19 protein-coding genes are annotated in these 17,215 nt (G+C 62.0%); 3 read left to right on the top strand and 16 right to left on the bottom strand.

What is annotated here, in order from left to right; translation table 11 throughout:
* Nucleotides 1-44: 44 nt before the first annotated feature.
* Both ACOYXI_RS27820 and ACOYXI_RS27815 read right to left on the bottom strand, forming a co-directional pair.
* Nucleotides 45-1,409, bottom strand: a complete 1,365-nt coding sequence (locus ACOYXI_RS27820; protein ID WP_167734194.1) for a DNA recombination protein RmuC — start codon at nucleotides 1,407-1,409, stop codon at nucleotides 45-47.
* A gap of 175 nt (nucleotides 1,410-1,584) precedes the next feature.
* Nucleotides 1,585-1,908 carry an SEL1-like repeat protein gene (locus tag ACOYXI_RS27815; RefSeq protein WP_081730279.1) on the bottom strand — a complete coding sequence of 108 codons (324 nt, stop codon included), beginning with the start codon at nucleotides 1,906-1,908 and terminating at the stop codon, nucleotides 1,585-1,587.
* A 1,009-nt stretch (nucleotides 1,909-2,917) separates the two neighbouring features.
* Between ACOYXI_RS27815 and ACOYXI_RS27810 the strand changes: the two genes are divergently transcribed.
* The 3 genes from ACOYXI_RS27810 to ACOYXI_RS27800 all read left to right on the top strand — a co-directional run bounded on the left by ACOYXI_RS27810 (nucleotide 2,918) and on the right by ACOYXI_RS27800 (nucleotide 5,317).
* A complete protein-coding gene (locus ACOYXI_RS27810; protein WP_007962908.1) occupies nucleotides 2,918-3,142 on the top strand; it encodes a hypothetical protein in 225 nt (74 codons plus the stop codon).
* A gap of 274 nt (nucleotides 3,143-3,416) precedes the next feature.
* A complete protein-coding gene (locus ACOYXI_RS27805) occupies nucleotides 3,417-3,899 on the top strand; it encodes a hypothetical protein (protein WP_096797718.1) in 483 nt (160 codons plus the stop codon).
* A 146-nt stretch (nucleotides 3,900-4,045) separates the two neighbouring features.
* Complete coding sequence (locus tag ACOYXI_RS27800) at nucleotides 4,046-5,317, top strand: OmpP1/FadL family transporter (protein ID WP_134785798.1); 1,272 nt, start codon at nucleotides 4,046-4,048, stop codon at nucleotides 5,315-5,317.
* 202 nt (nucleotides 5,318-5,519) lie between these two features.
* On the opposite strand, the gene ACOYXI_RS27795 is transcribed toward ACOYXI_RS27800, so the two are convergent.
* The 14 genes from ACOYXI_RS27795 to cobO all read right to left on the bottom strand — a co-directional run bounded on the left by ACOYXI_RS27795 (nucleotide 5,520) and on the right by cobO (nucleotide 17,174).
* Nucleotides 5,520-6,077 carry a glutathione peroxidase gene (locus tag ACOYXI_RS27795; protein ID WP_003223074.1) on the bottom strand — a complete coding sequence of 186 codons (558 nt, stop codon included), beginning with the start codon at nucleotides 6,075-6,077 and terminating at the stop codon, nucleotides 5,520-5,522.
* A 52-nt stretch (nucleotides 6,078-6,129) separates the two neighbouring features.
* Complete coding sequence (locus ACOYXI_RS27790) at nucleotides 6,130-6,255, bottom strand: hypothetical protein (protein ID WP_256616859.1); 126 nt, start codon at nucleotides 6,253-6,255, stop codon at nucleotides 6,130-6,132.
* Entirely contained in the window at nucleotides 6,252-7,460 is a 1,209-nt protein-coding gene (locus ACOYXI_RS27785; protein WP_098967891.1) for an MFS transporter, read from the bottom strand. The genes ACOYXI_RS27790 and ACOYXI_RS27785 overlap by 4 nt, the downstream gene beginning before the upstream one ends.
* Nucleotides 7,461-7,513: 53 nt before the next feature.
* A complete protein-coding gene (locus ACOYXI_RS27780) occupies nucleotides 7,514-7,918 on the bottom strand; it encodes a MarR family winged helix-turn-helix transcriptional regulator (RefSeq protein ID WP_461675530.1) in 405 nt (134 codons plus the stop codon).
* 174 nt (nucleotides 7,919-8,092) lie between these two features.
* Nucleotides 8,093-8,824 (bottom strand): adenosylcobinamide-GDP ribazoletransferase, encoded by a 732-nt coding sequence (locus ACOYXI_RS27775; RefSeq protein ID WP_098967890.1) that lies wholly within the window; start codon nucleotides 8,822-8,824, stop codon nucleotides 8,093-8,095.
* Between the two features lies 1 nt (nucleotide 8,825).
* On the bottom strand, nucleotides 8,826-9,401 hold the full coding sequence (gene cobC / locus ACOYXI_RS27770) for an alpha-ribazole phosphatase family protein (RefSeq protein WP_098967889.1): 576 nt from the start codon (nucleotides 9,399-9,401) through the stop codon (nucleotides 8,826-8,828).
* Nucleotides 9,398-10,453: a nicotinate-nucleotide--dimethylbenzimidazole phosphoribosyltransferase gene (gene cobT, locus ACOYXI_RS27765; RefSeq protein WP_282412768.1), complete on the bottom strand. Its 1,056-nt coding sequence runs from the start codon at nucleotides 10,451-10,453 to the stop codon at nucleotides 9,398-9,400. Before cobT ends, cobC begins: the two co-directional genes overlap by 4 nt.
* On the bottom strand, nucleotides 10,450-10,971 hold the full coding sequence (cobU, locus tag ACOYXI_RS27760; RefSeq protein ID WP_098967887.1) for a bifunctional adenosylcobinamide kinase/adenosylcobinamide-phosphate guanylyltransferase: 522 nt from the start codon (nucleotides 10,969-10,971) through the stop codon (nucleotides 10,450-10,452). Before cobU ends, cobT begins: the two co-directional genes overlap by 4 nt.
* A gap of 227 nt (nucleotides 10,972-11,198) precedes the next feature.
* Complete coding sequence (locus ACOYXI_RS27755) at nucleotides 11,199-12,650, bottom strand: cobyric acid synthase (protein WP_461675529.1); 1,452 nt, start codon at nucleotides 12,648-12,650, stop codon at nucleotides 11,199-11,201.
* A complete protein-coding gene (gene cobD, locus ACOYXI_RS27750) occupies nucleotides 12,647-13,639 on the bottom strand; it encodes a threonine-phosphate decarboxylase CobD (RefSeq protein WP_098967885.1) in 993 nt (330 codons plus the stop codon). The genes ACOYXI_RS27755 and cobD overlap by 4 nt, the downstream gene beginning before the upstream one ends.
* Complete coding sequence (gene cbiB, locus ACOYXI_RS27745) at nucleotides 13,632-14,540, bottom strand: adenosylcobinamide-phosphate synthase CbiB (RefSeq protein ID WP_461675528.1); 909 nt, start codon at nucleotides 14,538-14,540, stop codon at nucleotides 13,632-13,634. The genes cobD and cbiB overlap by 8 nt, the downstream gene beginning before the upstream one ends.
* On the bottom strand, nucleotides 14,537-15,187 hold the full coding sequence (gene bluB, locus ACOYXI_RS27740; RefSeq protein ID WP_134785788.1) for a 5,6-dimethylbenzimidazole synthase: 651 nt from the start codon (nucleotides 15,185-15,187) through the stop codon (nucleotides 14,537-14,539). Before bluB ends, cbiB begins: the two co-directional genes overlap by 4 nt.
* Nucleotides 15,184-16,566 carry a cobyrinate a,c-diamide synthase gene (locus ACOYXI_RS27735; protein WP_461675527.1) on the bottom strand — a complete coding sequence of 461 codons (1,383 nt, stop codon included), beginning with the start codon at nucleotides 16,564-16,566 and terminating at the stop codon, nucleotides 15,184-15,186. Before ACOYXI_RS27735 ends, bluB begins: the two co-directional genes overlap by 4 nt.
* Nucleotides 16,563-17,174: a cob(I)yrinic acid a,c-diamide adenosyltransferase gene (gene cobO, locus ACOYXI_RS27730; RefSeq protein WP_027614057.1), complete on the bottom strand. Its 612-nt coding sequence runs from the start codon at nucleotides 17,172-17,174 to the stop codon at nucleotides 16,563-16,565. Before cobO ends, ACOYXI_RS27735 begins: the two co-directional genes overlap by 4 nt.
* Nucleotides 17,175-17,215 lie beyond the last annotated feature (41 nt).

Below are 17,215 nucleotides of genomic sequence, written 5' to 3'. Positions count from 1 at the left end.
TGCATTTCACTGTGGGAGCGAGCCTGCTCGCGAAGCTCTTCGGGTTATTCCGGGATTTCGACCAGCCCATCGACATCGGTCATCGCCCGCTCCAGCAGATCCGCCGGCAAACTCTTGCTGGCCCGCGCGCCGAGCAATTTGAGCTGCTCACTGCGGCTGACCAGGTTGCCGCGCCCTTCCGTGAGTTTGTTGCGCGCCGAGCTGTAGGCCTTGTCCAGCTGTTGCAGGCGATTGCCGACTTCGTCCAGATCCTGAATGAACAGCACGAATTTGTCGTACAGCCAGCCGGCACGCTCGGCGATTTCCCGCGCGTTCTGGCTTTGCCGCTCCTGCTTCCACAGGCTGTCGATCACCCGTAACGTCGCCAACAACGTGGTCGGACTGACGATCACGATGTTGCGGTCGAACGCTTCCTGGAACAACGCCGGCTCGGCCTGCAATGCGGCCGAAAACGCCGCTTCGATCGGCACGAACAGCAAGACGAAATCGAGGCTGTGCAGGCCTTCCAGACGCTTGTAATCCTTGCCGGCGAGGCCTTTGACGTGGCTGCGCAGGGACAGCACGTGCTGCTTGATCGCGACCTGGCCGAGGGTGTCATCTTCGGCGGCAACGTACTGCTGATAGGCAGTGAGGCTGACCTTGGAGTCGACCACCACCTGCTTGTCGCCCGGCAGGTAAATGATCACATCCGGCTGGAAGCGCTCGCCGTCCGGCCCCTTGAGGTTGACCTGAGTCTGGTACTCGCGGCCCTTCTCCAGACCCGCGTGCTCCAGCACCCGCTCAAGAATCAGCTCACCCCAGTTGCCTTGGGTCTTCTGGCCTTTGAGGGCGCGGGTCAGGTTGGTCGCTTCGTCGCTCAGGCGCAGATTCAGCGCTTGCAGACGCTCCAGCTCCTTGGCCAGCGAGAAGCGTTCGCGGGCTTCGGCCTGATAGCTTTCTTCCACGCGTTTTTCGAAGGATTGGATGCGTTCTTTCAGCGGATCGAGCAACTGCCCGAGGCGCTGTTGACTGGTTTCGGCAAAGCGCTGTTCACGCTCATCGAAGATCTTCCCCGCCAGCTCGGCGAACTGCGCGCGCAGCTCATCGCGCGAGCCTTGCAGGTCGTTGAGGCGTTGTTGATGGCTTTCCTGTTGCTCGCGCAGTTCGGCGTTGAGCGACGCGGCCTGTGCGTCGAGACGCCGCAATTCGGCCTCTTTGTTGGCACGCTCGATGTTCCAGGCGTGGGAAGCGTCACGGGCATCATCGCGCTCGATCTGCAGCAGCTCGACTTCGCGGCGCAGGGCCGCCAGCTCCGCCTGCTTGGCGGCATTGGCCTGGCCGAGGTCGACGATTTCATCGCGGCTGGCCTCAAGTTGGGCGTTGAGCCCGTCCTGCGCCAGTTGCGCCATGGCCAGACGCTCTTCGAGCAAGGCGACCTCGGCTTGCCGATCACTGGCCCGCCGTTGCAGTTGCCAGGCCAGCGCCAGCAGCGGCAATCCCGCGCCCGCCAGACCCAGCAACACGCTGGTCAAGTCCATAGCCATAGCCACTCCTGCCGATTCGATAAAGCCTGAAGGTTAACCAAGGCGTGGGGCGTTGGACAGCTCAGTCTTCGAGCAGACCGAGTTCCCGTTGTGCACGACGGTCGCCGGCGCGGGCGGCCTGGCGCAGCAGATCCTGCCCGATGCGCCGATCACGGGCATTGCCGCACTCGCGGCACATCAATTGGCCGAGACGACTTTGCGCGGCGACCACGCCTTCGCGCGCCGGTTGCTTGAGCAGACGTCCCGCCAGATGCTTGGCATTACGGCTATCGCCCAGGCGCGGGCTGTCGAGCAGCCATTCGGCCACACGCACGGAAAATCGCTTGGGAGGGGTAACACGAGGGTGTTCGGAGGTAACAGAGTCTGATACTGAGCGAAACTTCATAAAACACTGTGGGACAGATCGGAAGGCGCGCCACTCTACTCTCTTTTTCGTACAGGTAAAGTCGAAAAAAACCCGGCACGCCCGTCCTAGAGCAAGCGCTAGGGACAATCCACAGAAGCTGTGGATAACTCAGTGGACAACCGCTCCCGAACCTCCGCAAAGCCTTGTGGAATGGGGCTCGCAGTCAAACTGACGATTTTTTCACCAACAAAAAAAGACGATATTTTTCATTGACTTAAACTTTTGATACAGGCAGCCATCGGGGTCAGGATTGATATGACAGCAAGGTTACCGTCTGCGCAACTAATGTGCACAAGTACCTGTTACCCGGTTATATCGATGCGCTTTTTTGGCCCGTTTTGCGCCTCGGACTGGGGATTAGCGGGTTGGCGCTGGGCATGGCTGCACGCTTTTGTGGCGACGGATGGTTTCTTCGCGAGCAGGCTCGCTCCTACAATCGGCCCCGTTCTCCCGTGGGAGCGAGCCTGCTCGCGAAGGGGCCAGCCCTGTCCCCCGTGATCCGCGCCACCGACCGAAATCTTTTTTTGCCGCCGGGTTGCATTGCCCAGGACGTTCCGTTACTATCCGCGGCGTTAGTACCAAGCTGAAAGTCAATTCCGGTCGAACACATCCCCACGGTCAATCTTCTTCCCAGAAGCCCTTCACCGAAAAAAGCGGGAACGACCCCTCGATGGTTTCCAGGTAAATCTTGCGCCGACACTGCCTTTGAATGAATGCAAAGGGTGTTGCGAAGACCACTTACTCTGACCGAACCAGCCTGCAAATTGATCAGGATCTTCACCCCGGGCCCAGAACCTTTGCCCTCGATGTGTTGCCTGTCCTCCTAAGTACCTACCTGCCAGCCCAAGCGCGCCAACTTATAAGCGCTTCAAACTGGCTGCTTTGTTCCAGTCGGGTTCTTTGTTCGACCAATGGTGGTCGACATTACTGGAACGTTTTAACGTTGCACGGTTCTTATCCGTGTCATTTGTAGGAACACCTAATAACTATGTCTACTCAAATCCAGACTCAGGATGCCATTCGCACCCTAACCAACGCTTTTGCCCCAATGAACTGCCTGATCATGGCCGCTCGCAAAGGCTGCTTCAGCTTCACCGTGGTCAATGAACACGGGATCGCTCGCCACAGCGAGCGTCTGTACCCCGATCAATACTCCAGCGCCGAACCGCTGCAGGCCATTATTGATCGTACGCGTCAGGCATTGATTGCCTGAGAGCCGAAAAGGCTGCAAAAGCAAAAGCCCCGCACAAAATGCGGGGTTTTTTATTGCCCGATATTTCGCTTTTAGCCCTTCAGGCCTAAGCACCTTCGGATATAACGCCTGTGGCTCGCTGCCGGAAATATTTTAAAAACAGGCCTTTACGTCGCGAATATGACACTACACTTCAACTCAAGCGGCTTGATCCGCTTTCGGCGAGCCTGATTCGATCCACCGCTGCCAAGGCCCCTTCAGGTATCGCCGCCCAATTACAAGATCCGAGGGTTTTATGGGTATCGCTGCCAGCGAACTGTGCCGCTATGTGATCCGTCCCACACTGATTTATCTGGGACGCCACTGCGCAACTGCCGAATCCCTGCTGCTGGGCATTGCCGCCAGCCAGTCCGCCCTCGGCTCCGCCCTGCATGACCGCCGTGGCCACGGCCTTTACCGGATTGCCGAGCACCGCCACCAGGCCCTTTGGGATCACTATCTGGCACTCGATCCGGAGCGTGCGAGCCTGGTTCGCGGCCTCGCCAGCCAACATGCTTTTTTGAGCGGCCCGCACCTGGAATTGACCGTCAACCTGCGTTACGCCACCGCCATCGCCTGGCTGCTGGTAGAAGAACAACACACCACCCTCCCCGCCCCGGACGATCTGCTGGGCATGGCGCGAATCTGGCGTCAGACCTTCCAGCCGCAAGGTCGTCTGCGCGACTTCACCTACGCCTGGCAAACCTGTGTTTCACCGGTGAATCAGGTCGCGTGTTGACTGGCGAGTTTCAGAAGATCGCTCAACAGGTCGCGAATCTGGTCGGATTGTCCTACAAAACCGCTCTAACTCAAGCCATACGGACTATAGCGCTGGGACGAAAATGTTGGTAATTTTCGCCCCGGTGATCACCAGGAGTTCTAATAATGAAAAAAGTCATGCTCAAAACCACCCTTAGCCTCGCCGTTACCATGGCATCCACCCAGATCTTCGCAGCTGGCTTTGCCATCAACGAACACAGCATCAGCGGGATGGGCACTGGTTACGCTGGGCGATCCTCTTCTGCCGACGACGCAAGCACTGTTTATGGCAACCCTGCCGGCATGTCGCGCATCACGCGCGAACAAGTCACCGGCGGTGTTGCATTCCTCGATGCCAAGACCGATATCAGCGACGCCAGCTCCAGCCCTAACGGCGGCAGCAACAAAGGCGACATGGTGCCCTTCACCTCCGTACCTATGGGCTTCTACGTCAAACCGATCGACGAGCATTGGGCATTCGGCCTCGGCGTGTACGTGCCGTTCGGCCTGATTACCGATTACGAAAAAGGCTTTGCCGGCCGTTACTTCGGCAGCAAGTCCGAAGTCCAGGTCATCACCTTCCAGCCGACCGTCAGCTACAAGTTCAACGACGTGGTGTCGATCGGTTTCGGCCCGACCATCAACCGCATCGACGGCACCCTCGAGTCCAACCTCTCGGTGACTCAGCTGGCGCCGGACGGCAAGGTCAAGATCAAGGGTGACGACACCGCGCTGGGCTACAACATCGGCGTACTGGTACAGGCCACCGACACCACTCGCCTGGGTCTGACCTACCACTCGAAAGTCGACTACAAGCTCGAAGGCAACACCAAGGTCAACTACGGCGCACTGGCTGCAGTCGGTCTGGGCGCCAGCCAGAAGTACGACGCTTCGCTGAAGATCACCACACCTGAATCCGTGGACTTCTCGGTTACTCAAGCGATCAACGACCGCTGGAACGTCTATGCCGGTTCGACCTGGACCCGCTGGAGCCAGTTGAAGAAGATCACCGTTGAAAACTCGGGCGTACAGCCGCTGCTGGCCGGTCAGTTTGGCGAGATCACCGAAGACCAGAACTGGCACGACTCCTGGGCTTACGCCGTGGGTACTTCGTACCAACTGAACAAGGAATGGGTACTGCGTACCGGTCTGACCTTCGATCAGTCGCCGACCAACAACGTCGACCGTTCGCCACGCATTCCTACTGGCGACCGCACGATCTTCAGCATCGGTGCCGGCTGGAGCCCGACCGAAGACCTGACCATCGACGTGGCTTACTCGTACCTGAAGGAAGAGTCGGTCAAGATCCACAACCAGAACGATCGTGGCCAGACCTACGATGCCAAGTATGAAAACTCGGCAAACGGTTTCGGTGTTGGCGCTACTTACCGCTTCTGATGCTGCACGGCGAGGCTAAACCCTCGCCCACAGAAAAGCCCCGCTCTCTTTACAGAAAGCGGGGCTTTTTTGTGCCTATTCAAATACCACAGATCAAATGTGGGAGCGGGCTGGCTCGCGAATGCGGTCTGACATCCAGAACAAGTGCTGAATGATCCGCAGCCTTCGCGAGCAAGCCCGCTCCCACAAAAAGCGTGTGTTATCAGTTGAGCGGTTTTGAGGCGATGGCCTTTTCAACCGCCGCAATAAACTCCGGATCATCCGGTTTGGTCAGACTGGAGAAATTCGCGATCACCTTGCCCTGACGATCAATCACGTACTTGTAGAAATTCCACTTCGGCGCGCTGCTCTGCTCGGCCAGCACCTTGAACAGGTGAGTAGCATCGTCGCCACGGACTTTCTGCGGCTCGGTCATGGTGAAGGTCACGCCGTAATTGGCGTAGCAGACCTTGGCGGTTTCGGCGCTGTCCTTGGACTCCTGCTTGAAGTCATTGGACGGTACGCCGAGCATTTCCAGGCCTTGCGCCTTGTAGTGCTGATTGAGCGCTTCGAGGCCCTCGAACTGTGGGGCGAAGCCACAGAAACTGGCGGTATTGACCACCACCAGCGGCTTGCCGGCGTAGCGCTGGCACAGATCGACGGATTCCTTGGCGCGCAACTTGGGCAACGAACCTTGCAGCGCCTCCGGACAGTCAGCGGCCTGGGCCAGTCCGGTCAACGCCATCAACAACGCGGGTACAGCACACCAGCGCATGAACATGTCGGCATCCTTGATGCGGTTATCAGACATCGACGTTACTCGCCCTCCAAGCCTACAAGCAAGCACCCATGCCCAACTGCATCAACGCCAGCCCGCCCTGATGCCAGCCCCACCACACCAGCGCCAGCAACAGCGCGCCGAGTGCGATGAAGGCGATTCGCGGCCAGGAACGCTTCATACGGCGCCGACAGCCGGTTGCAGACGCGCCACCGGACGCTCGCGCACCGGCCAGTTCAGCGCAGCCGCCAGCAGGCTCAAGAGAATCGCCACTTGCCAGATCAAGTCATAACTCCCGGTACGGTCATACACCACCCCACCCAGCCAGCCGCCGAGGAACGAGCCGAGTTGATGAAAGAGGAACACGATACCGCCGAGCATGGACAGGTTACGCACGCCAAACAAGGTCGCCACCGTGCCGTTGGTCAACGGCACCGTCGACAGCCAGAGGAAGCCCATGGCCATGCCGAACAGGTACGCCGAGGTCGTCGTCACCGGCAGCCACAGAAACAGCACGATCACCACCGCACGCAGCAGATACAACGCGGTCAGCAGACGCGGCTTGGACATGCGCCCACCGAGCCAGCCGGCAGTATAAGTGCCGAAGATATTGAACAGCCCGATCAGCGCCAGCACTGTGGTGCCGACGGTTGCCGGCAGATGCTGATCAACCAGATAGGCCGGCAGATGCACGCCAATGAACACCACTTGGAAGCCGCAGACGAAAAATCCGAACGCCAGTAACCAGAACCCGGAATGCGAGCAGGCTTCGCGCAGCGCTTCAGACAGGGTCTGCTCATGACCGAACACCGGCAGCGGCTTGTCCTTGAGCATGCTCACCAACGGCACGATCAGCGCCACCAGCAAACCGAGTACCAACAGCGCCGCCGACCAGCCGAGCCAGCCGATCAAACCCAGCGTGCCCGGCAACATCGCAAACTGGCCGAACGAACCGGCAGCACTGGCGATGCCCATGCCCATGCTACGTTTTTCCGGCGGCACCGCACGACCGACCACGCCGAGAATCACCGAGAACGACGTACCGGACAGACCGATACCGATCAACAGACCGGCACTCAGCGACAGGGTCAGCGCCGAATCGGACAGCCCCATGCACACCAGGCCCCCGGCATACAGCACGCCGCCGACCAGCACCACTTTCGCCGCACCGAAACGGTCAGCCAGGGCGCCAGTGAACGGCTGCGCCAGACCCCAGATCAGGTTCTGCAAGGCGATGGCGAAGGCAAACACTTCGCGCCCCCAGCCGAACTGCGCACTCATCGGCGACAGGAACAGACCGAAGCCGTGCCGCACGCCCAACGACAACGCCAGAATCAGCGCACTTCCCAGCAACACCCAACCGCACGTACGCCACATCGATGTCATTGTTATTCTCCGTTCGCGGGTATATACCCGCTTAAAACCGGAAAAACCGGCCTTCAGGCCAGTTCGTCCAACAGTCGCAGCAAGGTTTCACGTTTCTCGGCGCCCAGACGATCGATCAATCGCTTTTGCGCCGCTTCCCAGGCCGGTAAAGCCGCCGCCAGACGCTGCGCGCCGACCTCGGTGAGCCGAACGATGCGGTTGCGCATGTCCTCGCCCTCGGCCAGCGCTACCAGCCCCTCGCCTTCCAGCACCCGCAGGTTGCGCCCCAGGGTGCTGCGATCCAGGCCCATGGCCTCGGCCAGTTCCGAGATGCTCGGTTGATCCAGACGCTGCAGATTGCACAGCAAAGAATACTGGGCAACGTTGATCCCGAAGCCGTCGAGAGCGCCGTCGTAATGCCTGCTGACGCCACGAGCGGCGCGACGCAGGTTGGTGCACAAACACTGAGAAGGAAGCATGATGCGTGTATATACCCGCGACTGTGTTAAATCAAGTTACATGTAGTGATTCAAGAACATTTCCGGCGCCTGACGGGTCGCCTTCGCGAGCAAGCCCGCTCCCACAGGGGAATGCATTCCAAATGTGGGAGCGAGCTTGCTCGGCGAAGGGGCCAGCACGGTTACATATATGGCTCAGACCAACACCACCCCAACCAACACCACCATCTCCAGCAATTCCAGCAACGCCCCCGCCGTATCGCCCGTAGTCCCGCCCAACCGCCGCACCATCACCCGCCGCAGCCAGACAAACCCGACGAACGCGACAACCAGCGCAACAATCGCTTTCACCCCGGCAATCAGCAAACACGCCAGCACACTCGCCCCGAGCACCCACCAACCAGCTCTACGCGGCAAATGATCAGCCAACGCCTGCCCCAACCCACCCGCGCGCACATACGGCGTGGTCAGAAACAGCCCCAGCAGCGCCGCCCGCCCCAGCAACGGCACGATGATCAACATCACCGCATCCCCCTGCTCGACCAGCGCCAGCAACGCGCAGAACTTCAGCAGCAACACCAACACCAGCGTCACCACGGCAATCGGCCCGCTGCGCGGATCCTTCATGATCGTCAGCGTGCGCTCGCGATCACCGAAACCGCCAAGCCAGGCATCGGCGCTGTCGGCCAGTCCGTCGAGGTGCAGCGCGCCGCTGAGCAGCACCCACACCGTCAGCAACAGCGCCGCATGCAGCAACAACGGTGCGCCGGCCAACGCCAGGTTGAATGCCCAGAGGATCCCTCCGAACAGCAACCCCACCAGCGGATAAAACAACAGCGAACGCCCGAGCTGTTGCGGCTCCGGCATCCCCGGCAGACGAATCGGCAAACTACTGAGAAATTGCAGGGCGATCCACAGTGGCAGCATCTCAGTGACCTTCCTTGAGCGAACCATCGGCTTCAACGGTCAGGGAAAACAATGAAGCATGCGCGACTTCGACATTGAGCAACTGCTCACGCGGCAAACCTCGCGCCTGCGCCAGCAACAGACGCATCACGCCGCCATGACTGATCAACAAAACGCGTTCACCGGCATTGGCCTGATGCAACCGCGCAACCGCGCCCAGCACGCGAGCCGCAAAATCGCTGACCGGCTCACCCTGCGGCGGGGTGAAGGCATAGGGATCAGCCCAGAACAGCCCCAGCGCTTCGGCATCAGTCTCCATCAACGCCGCTGCGCTCTGGCCTTCCCAGGCACCGAAGTGCAGTTCCTGCAGATCCTTGTCCAACTGCACCGGCAGATTCAGTTGTTCGCCCAGCTCTGCAGCGAACCGCGCGCAACGCTGCAGCGGCGAACTGATCAGCCGGTCCCACGGCCCGCCCACCAGCACCGCGGCACGCATCTGTGCCCAGCCCTTTTCGGTGAGCGCATCATCGAGACTGCCGCGCAAACCGCCGCCCAGCTCAGTCTCACCGTGGCGCAGCAGGTCCAGACGCAAGGTCATGCCGGACGATCCGCCACCGCGGCTTCGGCGAACGTCGCCATCTGCCCGTGAAGGTCACAGGCCAGACGCAACAGCGGCACGGCCAATGCCGCGCCGCTGCCCTCGCCCAGACGCAGGCCGAGCTCCAGCAACGGTTCGGCGTTAAGTGTTTCCAGCACATGGCGATGGCCCGGCTCGGCCCCACGATGACCGAACAGCAGCCACTCGCGGCAGGCCGGATTCAGCCGCACCGCGACCAACGCGGCGACCGTGCAGATAAAGCCGTCGACCAGCACCGCGACGCCTTCCTGCGCACAGGCCAGGTACGCGCCGACCAGTGCGGCGATTTCAAACCCGCCGAGGTTGAACAGGGTTTGCAGCGCATCGCCGCGCTGTGCTGCGTGCAGCGCCAGTGCGCGCTCGATCACTTGCGCTTTATGGCTGACGCCCTCGGCATTCAACCCGGTACCGGGACCGGTCAGGTGCACCACCGGGCAATCGAGCAAGGCACACGCCAGCGCACTGGCGGCAGTGGTGTTGCCGATGCCCATTTCGCCACCGATGAACAACTCTGTACCAACGGCTTTGGCGCGCAGCACGCTGTCACGACCGGCCTGCAAGGCAAGTTCGCCCTGTGCCTGGGTCATCGCCGCGCCCTTGGCGAAATTCGCCGTGCCAGGGCCGATGTTCAGATGACGCACGCCCGGCAGATTCAACGTCGGTGTCACGGTGCCCAGATCGACCACTTCCAGCTGTGCATCGAGCTGCCGCGCCAGCACGCTGATCGCCGCGCCGCCGCTGACGAAGTTGAGCAACATCTGCCCAGTGACTTCCTGCGGGAATGCCGAAACGCCTTCCGCGACCACCCCGTGATCACCAGCGAAAATCGCGATCCAGACTTGCTTAAGGGTCGGCTTGATCTGTCCCTGCAATCCGGCCAGTTGCACCGCCACGCTTTCGAGGCGACCGAGGGAGCCGGCCGGTTTGGTCAGTTGCAGTTGGCGCGCCGCCGCCTGTTCAACGATCTCGGCATTCACGGATTGGCACGGGTTCAACCACCACGCTTGAGTCATAACGCAGGTCCTTTCAGGGTCAGGGGCAGGCCGGCGACGGTCAGGACGACTCGCTGACAACGCTCGGCCAGAGCTTGATGCAGCCAACCGGCTTCATCGACGTAGCGGCGAGTCAATTCGCCCAGCGGCACGACACCCATTCCGGTCTCGTTGCTGACAAAAATGATTTCCCCCGGCAATGACGCCAGGCAGTCCAGCAGGGCTTCACGCTCGGCGGCGAGACGCGCGGCGTCATCGAGCATCAGCAGATTGGTCAGCCACAGGGTCAGGCAATCCACCAGCAGGCAACGCTCGGCACTGGCGTTTTCACGCAGGACGCGGGCCAGTTGCAGCGGCTCTTCGATCAGCGCCCATTCGGCCGGACGCCGGGCGCGGTGATGGGCGACGCGTTCGTTCATCTCACCGTCCAGCGGCTGGCTGGTGGCGATGTAAGTGACCGCCAGATGGCTGTCGCTGGCGAGTTTTTCCGCCAGGCGACTTTTGCCGGAGCGGGCGCCGCCGAGGATCAGTTGGAGCATGGGGACATCCTGAAAATTATGTGTTGAGGCAATCGCCCTCTTCGCGGGCAAGCCCGCTCCCACAGTGACCGCAGTGGCTGAAACACCTCACTCCCCTGTGGAGGATGGAGATGTCCTGTCATTTATGTATTGTGGCACCGGCCCCTTCGCGAGCAAGCCCGCTCCCACATGGGAATGCGTTCCAAAGTGGGAGCGAGCCTGCTCGCGAAGAGGCCGTAACAGCCAGCCTAAATCCCGCAGAGCTGACGCAGCAGCCCGGTATCCAGATGCTGCTCTACCAGATCCGCCAACCGCTCGATATCGCGCTCGCGCAAGCCGTGGTAATCCACCTCCTGCACATCGCTCAACCCGGCCCAGCGCAGCAACGCGGCACTGGCTTGCGGCGACTCGAACAAGCCGTGCAGATAACTGCCGAACACCTGCCCGTCCAGACTCTGCGCGCCGTCGCAACGACCGTCATCCAGATGCACCGCCGCATTCTCCAGCGCCGGCCCCACCGTCACGCCTGCATGGATTTCATAGCCACTGACCTCGGCGTTTTCCAGCGCCAGATGCCCACGGACATTGCGCAACTGCTTCTCGGCTTCCAGCGTGGTTTCGAACGCCAGCAAACCGAGGCCGGCACTGGAACCCGGCGCGCCTTCGAGGCCCAGCGGATCGTGCACTTGCTCGCCGAGCATTTGCAGCCCGCCGCAGATCCCCAACAATTTGCCGCCATAGCGCAGGTGCCGATTGATCGCCGTGTCCCAGCCATTGGCACGCAGATACGCGAGGTCGCTGCGCACGCTTTTCGAGCCGGGCAGGATGATCAGGTCGGCGGCAGGGATCGCCTGCCCCGAGCCGATGAATTGCAGATCGACCTGCGGATGCAAACGCAGCGGATCAAAGTCAGTGTGATTGCTGATGCGCGGCAGCACCGGCACCACCACTTTCAGCACTTGCTCGGCCTTGTCGGTCTGGCGCTGGTCGATGCCGTCCTCGGCCTCCAGATGCAGGTCCATCACGTATGGCAGCACGCCCACCACCGGTTTGCCGGTGCGCTGTTCCAGCCAGTCGAGGCCCGGTTGCAGCAAGGCGATGTCACCGCGAAAACGATTGATGATGAAACCTTTGACCCGTGCCTGTTCGCTCGGCGAAAGCAACTCCAGCGTGCCGACCAGATGCGCAAAAACGCCGCCGCGATTGATGTCGGCGATCAGCAGCACCGGGCAATCCACCGCTTCGGCAAAGCCCATGTTGGCAATGTCCCCGGCACGGAGATTGATCTCGGCCGGCGAGCCAGCGCCTTCGACCATCACCAGCGGATACGCCGCGCTGAGCCGCTGGTGCGACGCGAGCACCGCTTGCATGGCGATGGCTTTGTAGTCGTGATACGCCACCGCGTTCATGCTGGTGACCGCGCGGCCATGGATGATTACCTGCGCGCCGGTGTCGCTGTTGGGCTTGAGCAGCACCGGGTTCATGTCGGTGTGTGGTTCGAGATGCGCCGCTTGCGCCTGCACCGCTTGCGCCCGGCCGATCTCGCCGCCGTCGGCGGTCACCGCGCTGTTGAGCGCCATGTTCTGCGGTTTGAACGGCACCACCGCCACGCCCTGACGGGTGGCCCAGCGGCACAGCGCCGTCACCAGCGTGCTTTTACCGGCGTCGGACGTGGTGCCTTGCACCATCAGCGTGGTCATTTCGATTCCTTGGCAAAAGCTTGCAGCGCCTGTTCGAGACGCGCTTCTTCAGCGGCGTTGGCAGGCAGGCCGAAACGCAGGCTGCTGTTGTGGGTGAAGATGCGCAGGAGGATGCCGCGTCGAGCCATGAACTCGTGCAGCGCAGGCGCGTGCTCGGTGATCAGCCACTGAAACAACGCGCAACCGCCCTGAGGTTTGAAGCCATAGCGCTCCAGCAACAATGCCAGGCGTTCACTGGCTTCATCGCTGCGAATGCGTTGCCGGGTGTGCGCTTCGGTGTCTTGCAGGCAAGCCTGACCGAGCACCCGCGTCGGCCCGCTGACCGCCCAGGGCCCGACCTGTTCCGCGAGTAATCTGAGCAGTTTGCGCTCGGCCAGCACAAAGCCCAGACGCACCCCCGCCAGACCGAAAAACTTGCCGAACGAGCGCAACACGATCAGGCCAACTTGATGGGTATGCGACGCCAGACTCAGCTGCGGTGTGTTATCCATGAACGCTTCATCGACCACCAGCCAGCCGCCACGCTGGGCCAGCCGAGCGTGCCAGTCGAGCAGCCGCGCCGGGGTCAGGCTCAGACCCGTGGGGTTGTTCGGATTGACCACCACCAGCACGTCGAGGCTGTCGAGAAAGAACTCGACTTCCTGCTCCAGCACTTCGCGCACGATGTAACCACTGCGACGCCAGGCTTCGGCGTGCTCGGCATAACACGGCGACAAAACACCGACCTTGCCGGCGCGGCGCAAACGCGGCAGCAATTGGATCGCCATCTGCGAACCGGCCACCGGCAGCACCTGCGAAGCGCCGTAGTAATCACACGCGGCCTGTTCCAGCCCGTCGTCGGTTTCCGGCAAGCGTGCCCAGGCGCGCAGCGGAATCTCCGGCACCGCAAACGGCCACGGCGCGAGGCCGCTGGACAAGTCGAGCCAGTCAGCCTCGGCAATCCCGTAATCGAGTGCAGCCTTGCGCAGCCGGCCACCGTGCTCAAGCATAGAATTCAGCCCCCACGCAGAGAATCAGCAGCCATAACCATACCCCGCGCTGAACCAATTGCCAGCCGCGATCAATCGAATCGGCATCCGCCGGCGCACCTTCGCCCAGTTGCGGACGCTCATGCAGTTCGCCGTGATAGATCGCCGGCCCGCCCAGTTCGACACCCAACGCACCGGCACCGGCCGCCATCACCGGACCGGCATTCGGGCTGTCCCATTGCGGGCCCTGGCTGCGCCAGCATTTCCAGGCGAGCCGAGTGTTGCCCAGCAGCGCGTAGGTCAGCGCCACCAGCCGGGCCGGAATATAGTTGAGCACGTCGTCGATTTTTGCCGCGCACCAGCCGAAGCGCTCGAAGCGTTCGTTGCGATAGCCCCACATCGCGTCGAGCGTATTGCTCAGGCGATAGAGCACCACGCCCGGCGCACCGGCCACGACAAACCAGAACAACGCGGCGAACACCGCGTCACTGCCGTTTTCCAGCACCGATTCGGTGGCGGCACGGGCGACCGCGGTGCTGTCCAGTTCGCTGGTCTGGCGGCTGACCAGATAGCCGACACGCTTGCGCGCTTCTTCCAGATCATCGGCGCGCAAGGCGGCGGCTACCGGCGCGACATGCTCACCGAGGCTGCGCATGCCGAGGGCGCAATACAGCGCCAGAATCTCGACGATCCAGCCCACGTACGGTGCCCAGGAAAACGCGGTGGCGAGCAAGGTCAGCGGCAGCACCGCGATCACCCACGCGGTGACCCCGTGACTGCGCCAGCCGCGCCCGCCCGCATTGAAACGGCGCTCGATGCGCCCGGCAAAGTTGCCGAACGCCACCAGCGGATGCCAGCGTTTCGGTTCACCCAGCAGCGCATCCAGCGCGACTGCGGCGACACTCAACAACGCCACACTCATTGACTCACTCCCCAATAATTTTCGTACAGCAACTCATTGAGCAGGCGCGACTGCGCCCACCCTTCGAGTACCAGCATCGGCGCCGGATAGAATTCCTTGACCGGCCCCAGGCACAACACTGCCAGCGGCTTGGCCCCGGCCGGCAACTGCAGCAGATCGGCTAGTGCCTGCGGTTCGAACAGCGACACCCAGCCCATGCCCAGTCCTTCGGCACGGGACGCCAGCCACAGGTTCTGAATCGCGCAGGACAGCGAGGCCATGTCCATTTCCGGCAGCGTGCGACGGCCGAAAATGTGTTTTTCGCGATCGTCCATCAGAGCTGCGACCAACACTTCGGCACAGTCGTTTATGCCTTCAACCTTGAGCTTCATGAACTCATCGCTGCGCTCGCCGAGAGCTTCGGCGGTGCGGATGCGCTCTTCTTCGACGAGGTTCTGGATCTGCCCACGCAAGGCGCGGTCGCTGATGCGGATGAAACGCCATGGCTGCATCAGACCGACGCTGGGCGCCTGATGCGCGGCTTCGAGCAGACGGCGCAGCAGCTCCGGTTCGACCGTACCGCCGGTGAAGTGGCGCATGTCGCGGCGTTCGGCGATGGCTTTATAGATCGCTGTGCGCTCGGCCTCAGTGTATGCGTTGTCGCTCATGGCCTCTTCGCGAGCAAGCCCGCTCCCACAGGGGTTAGGTGATCCAATGTGGGAGCGAGCTTGCTCGCGAAGGCGGCCTTGAGGTCTGGCGCAAACAATGCAGCAATCGCCGTCGGATTCGACGGAAAGTAGAAATGCACGTACGACGCCGTCATCCGCCCTTCCCGATAAACCGCCTCGGCCCCACGCCCGCCGTTCGGGCTCAGGCCCCGGGCAATCGGCGTCAGCTCGGTGCTGGTCAGGGAATGGTGATAGGTGTGCCCACGCAGCGAGCCCTCCGGCAGATCCACCGCTTGCAGTGCCAGTGCCGCCAGACGTTTTTGCATCACCGCCTCACCGCGCAGCAGGCCGACCAGTTCGGCGCGATTGCCGTCGACATCGGTCAACGCGTCGAGCAGATAGAGCATGCCGCCGCATTCGGCGAGCAGCGGTTTACCAGCGGCGTGGTGCGCACGGATTGCATCGAGCATTGCCACGTTTTGCGATAGCGCGACATGGTGCAATTCCGGATAACCGCCGGGCAGATACAGACTGTCGGTCTCGGGCAATTGCGTATCGCGGATCGGCGAGAAGAAACTCAACTCGGCGCCCATCGCCCGTAGCAGGTCGAGACTGGCGCCGTAGGTGAAGGCAAAGGCCTCATCGCGAGCGACAGCAATGCGCACGCCGTCGAGCAGCGGTTCAGCGTTGATCATTTCAGGCGCGGCGAACTCCACGGCCGGTGGCAGCGCTACCTCGCAACTGCTGGCCAGCGCTTCGGCGGCGGCGTCGAGACGCAGGTCGAGGTCATTCAGTTCACTGGCCTGCACCAGGCCGAGATGGCGGCTCGGCAACTCGATCCCGGTCTCGCGGGACAGCGCGCCGTACCAGCGCAAACCTTCGGTGAGGCTGCCTTCGAGCAATTGCGCATGACGCAAAGTGCCGACACGGTTGGCCAGCACGCCGGCAAACGGCAGGTCCGGCTGATAACGCGCCAGCCCCAGCGCCAAGGCGCCGAAGGTCTGGGCCATGGCGGTGCCGTCGATCACGCCGAGCACCGGCACACCAAAATGCCGCGCCAGATCAGCGCTGGACGGCGTGCCGTCGAACAGGCCCATCACGCCTTCGATCAGGATCAGATCGGCTTCGGCGGCGGCTTCCCATAACAGACGGCGGCTTTCCTGCTCGCCGACCATCCACATGTCCAGTTGATACACCGGCGCACCGCTGGCGCGCTCGAGAATCATCGGGTCGAGGAAGTCCGGGCCGCACTTGAACACGCGCACCTTGCGCCCCTGGTTGCGATGCAAGCGAGCGAGCGCGGCAGTGACGGTGGTCTTGCCCTGACCGGAGGCCGGCGCGGCGATCAGTACCGCCGGGCAGTGACGTGGTTGATTCAAAGTTCGACGCCTTTCTGCGCTTTGATGCCGGCCTGGAAGGCGTGTTTGAGCATGCCCATTTCGGTGACGGTATCGCCCATCTCGATCATTTCCGGCTTGGCCGCGCGACCGGTGACGATTACGTGCTGCATCGGCGGACGCGCCTGCAAGTCGCTGAGCACTCGATCCAGATCGAGGTAGCCGTGCTTGAGGGCGATGTTCAGTTCGTCCAGCACCACCAGGCCGATCGACGGATCACGCAGCAGCTCGCGGGACACTTCCCACGCGGCTTCGGCGGCGGCGATGTCACGCTGGCGATCCTGGGTTTCCCAGGTGAAGCCCTCGCCCATCACGTGAAAGCGCACTTGCTCGGGGAAACGGCGGAAGAACAGTTCTTCGCCCGTGCTGTTGCGGCCTTTGATGAACTGCACCACGCCGCACTGCATGCCGTGGCCCATGGCGCGGGCGAGCATGCCGAACGCCGAGCTGCTTTTGCCTTTGCCATTGCCGGTGAGCACCAGCACCAGACCGCATTCGTCAGGCGAATTGGCGATGCGTTCGTCGATCACGGCTTTTTTGCGCTGCATACGCGCCAGATGGCGTTCGTCGCGCTCGGGGGAATCGGTCATGGGGGAGCTCTCCGTTGAGGCTGGATAACGGCGGGCAGGCA

Source organism: Pseudomonas sp. G3-19, assembly GCF_054855875.1.
Note: the sequence above shows the minus strand (reverse complement) of the source record. Positions and strands in the feature narration are given on the sequence as shown.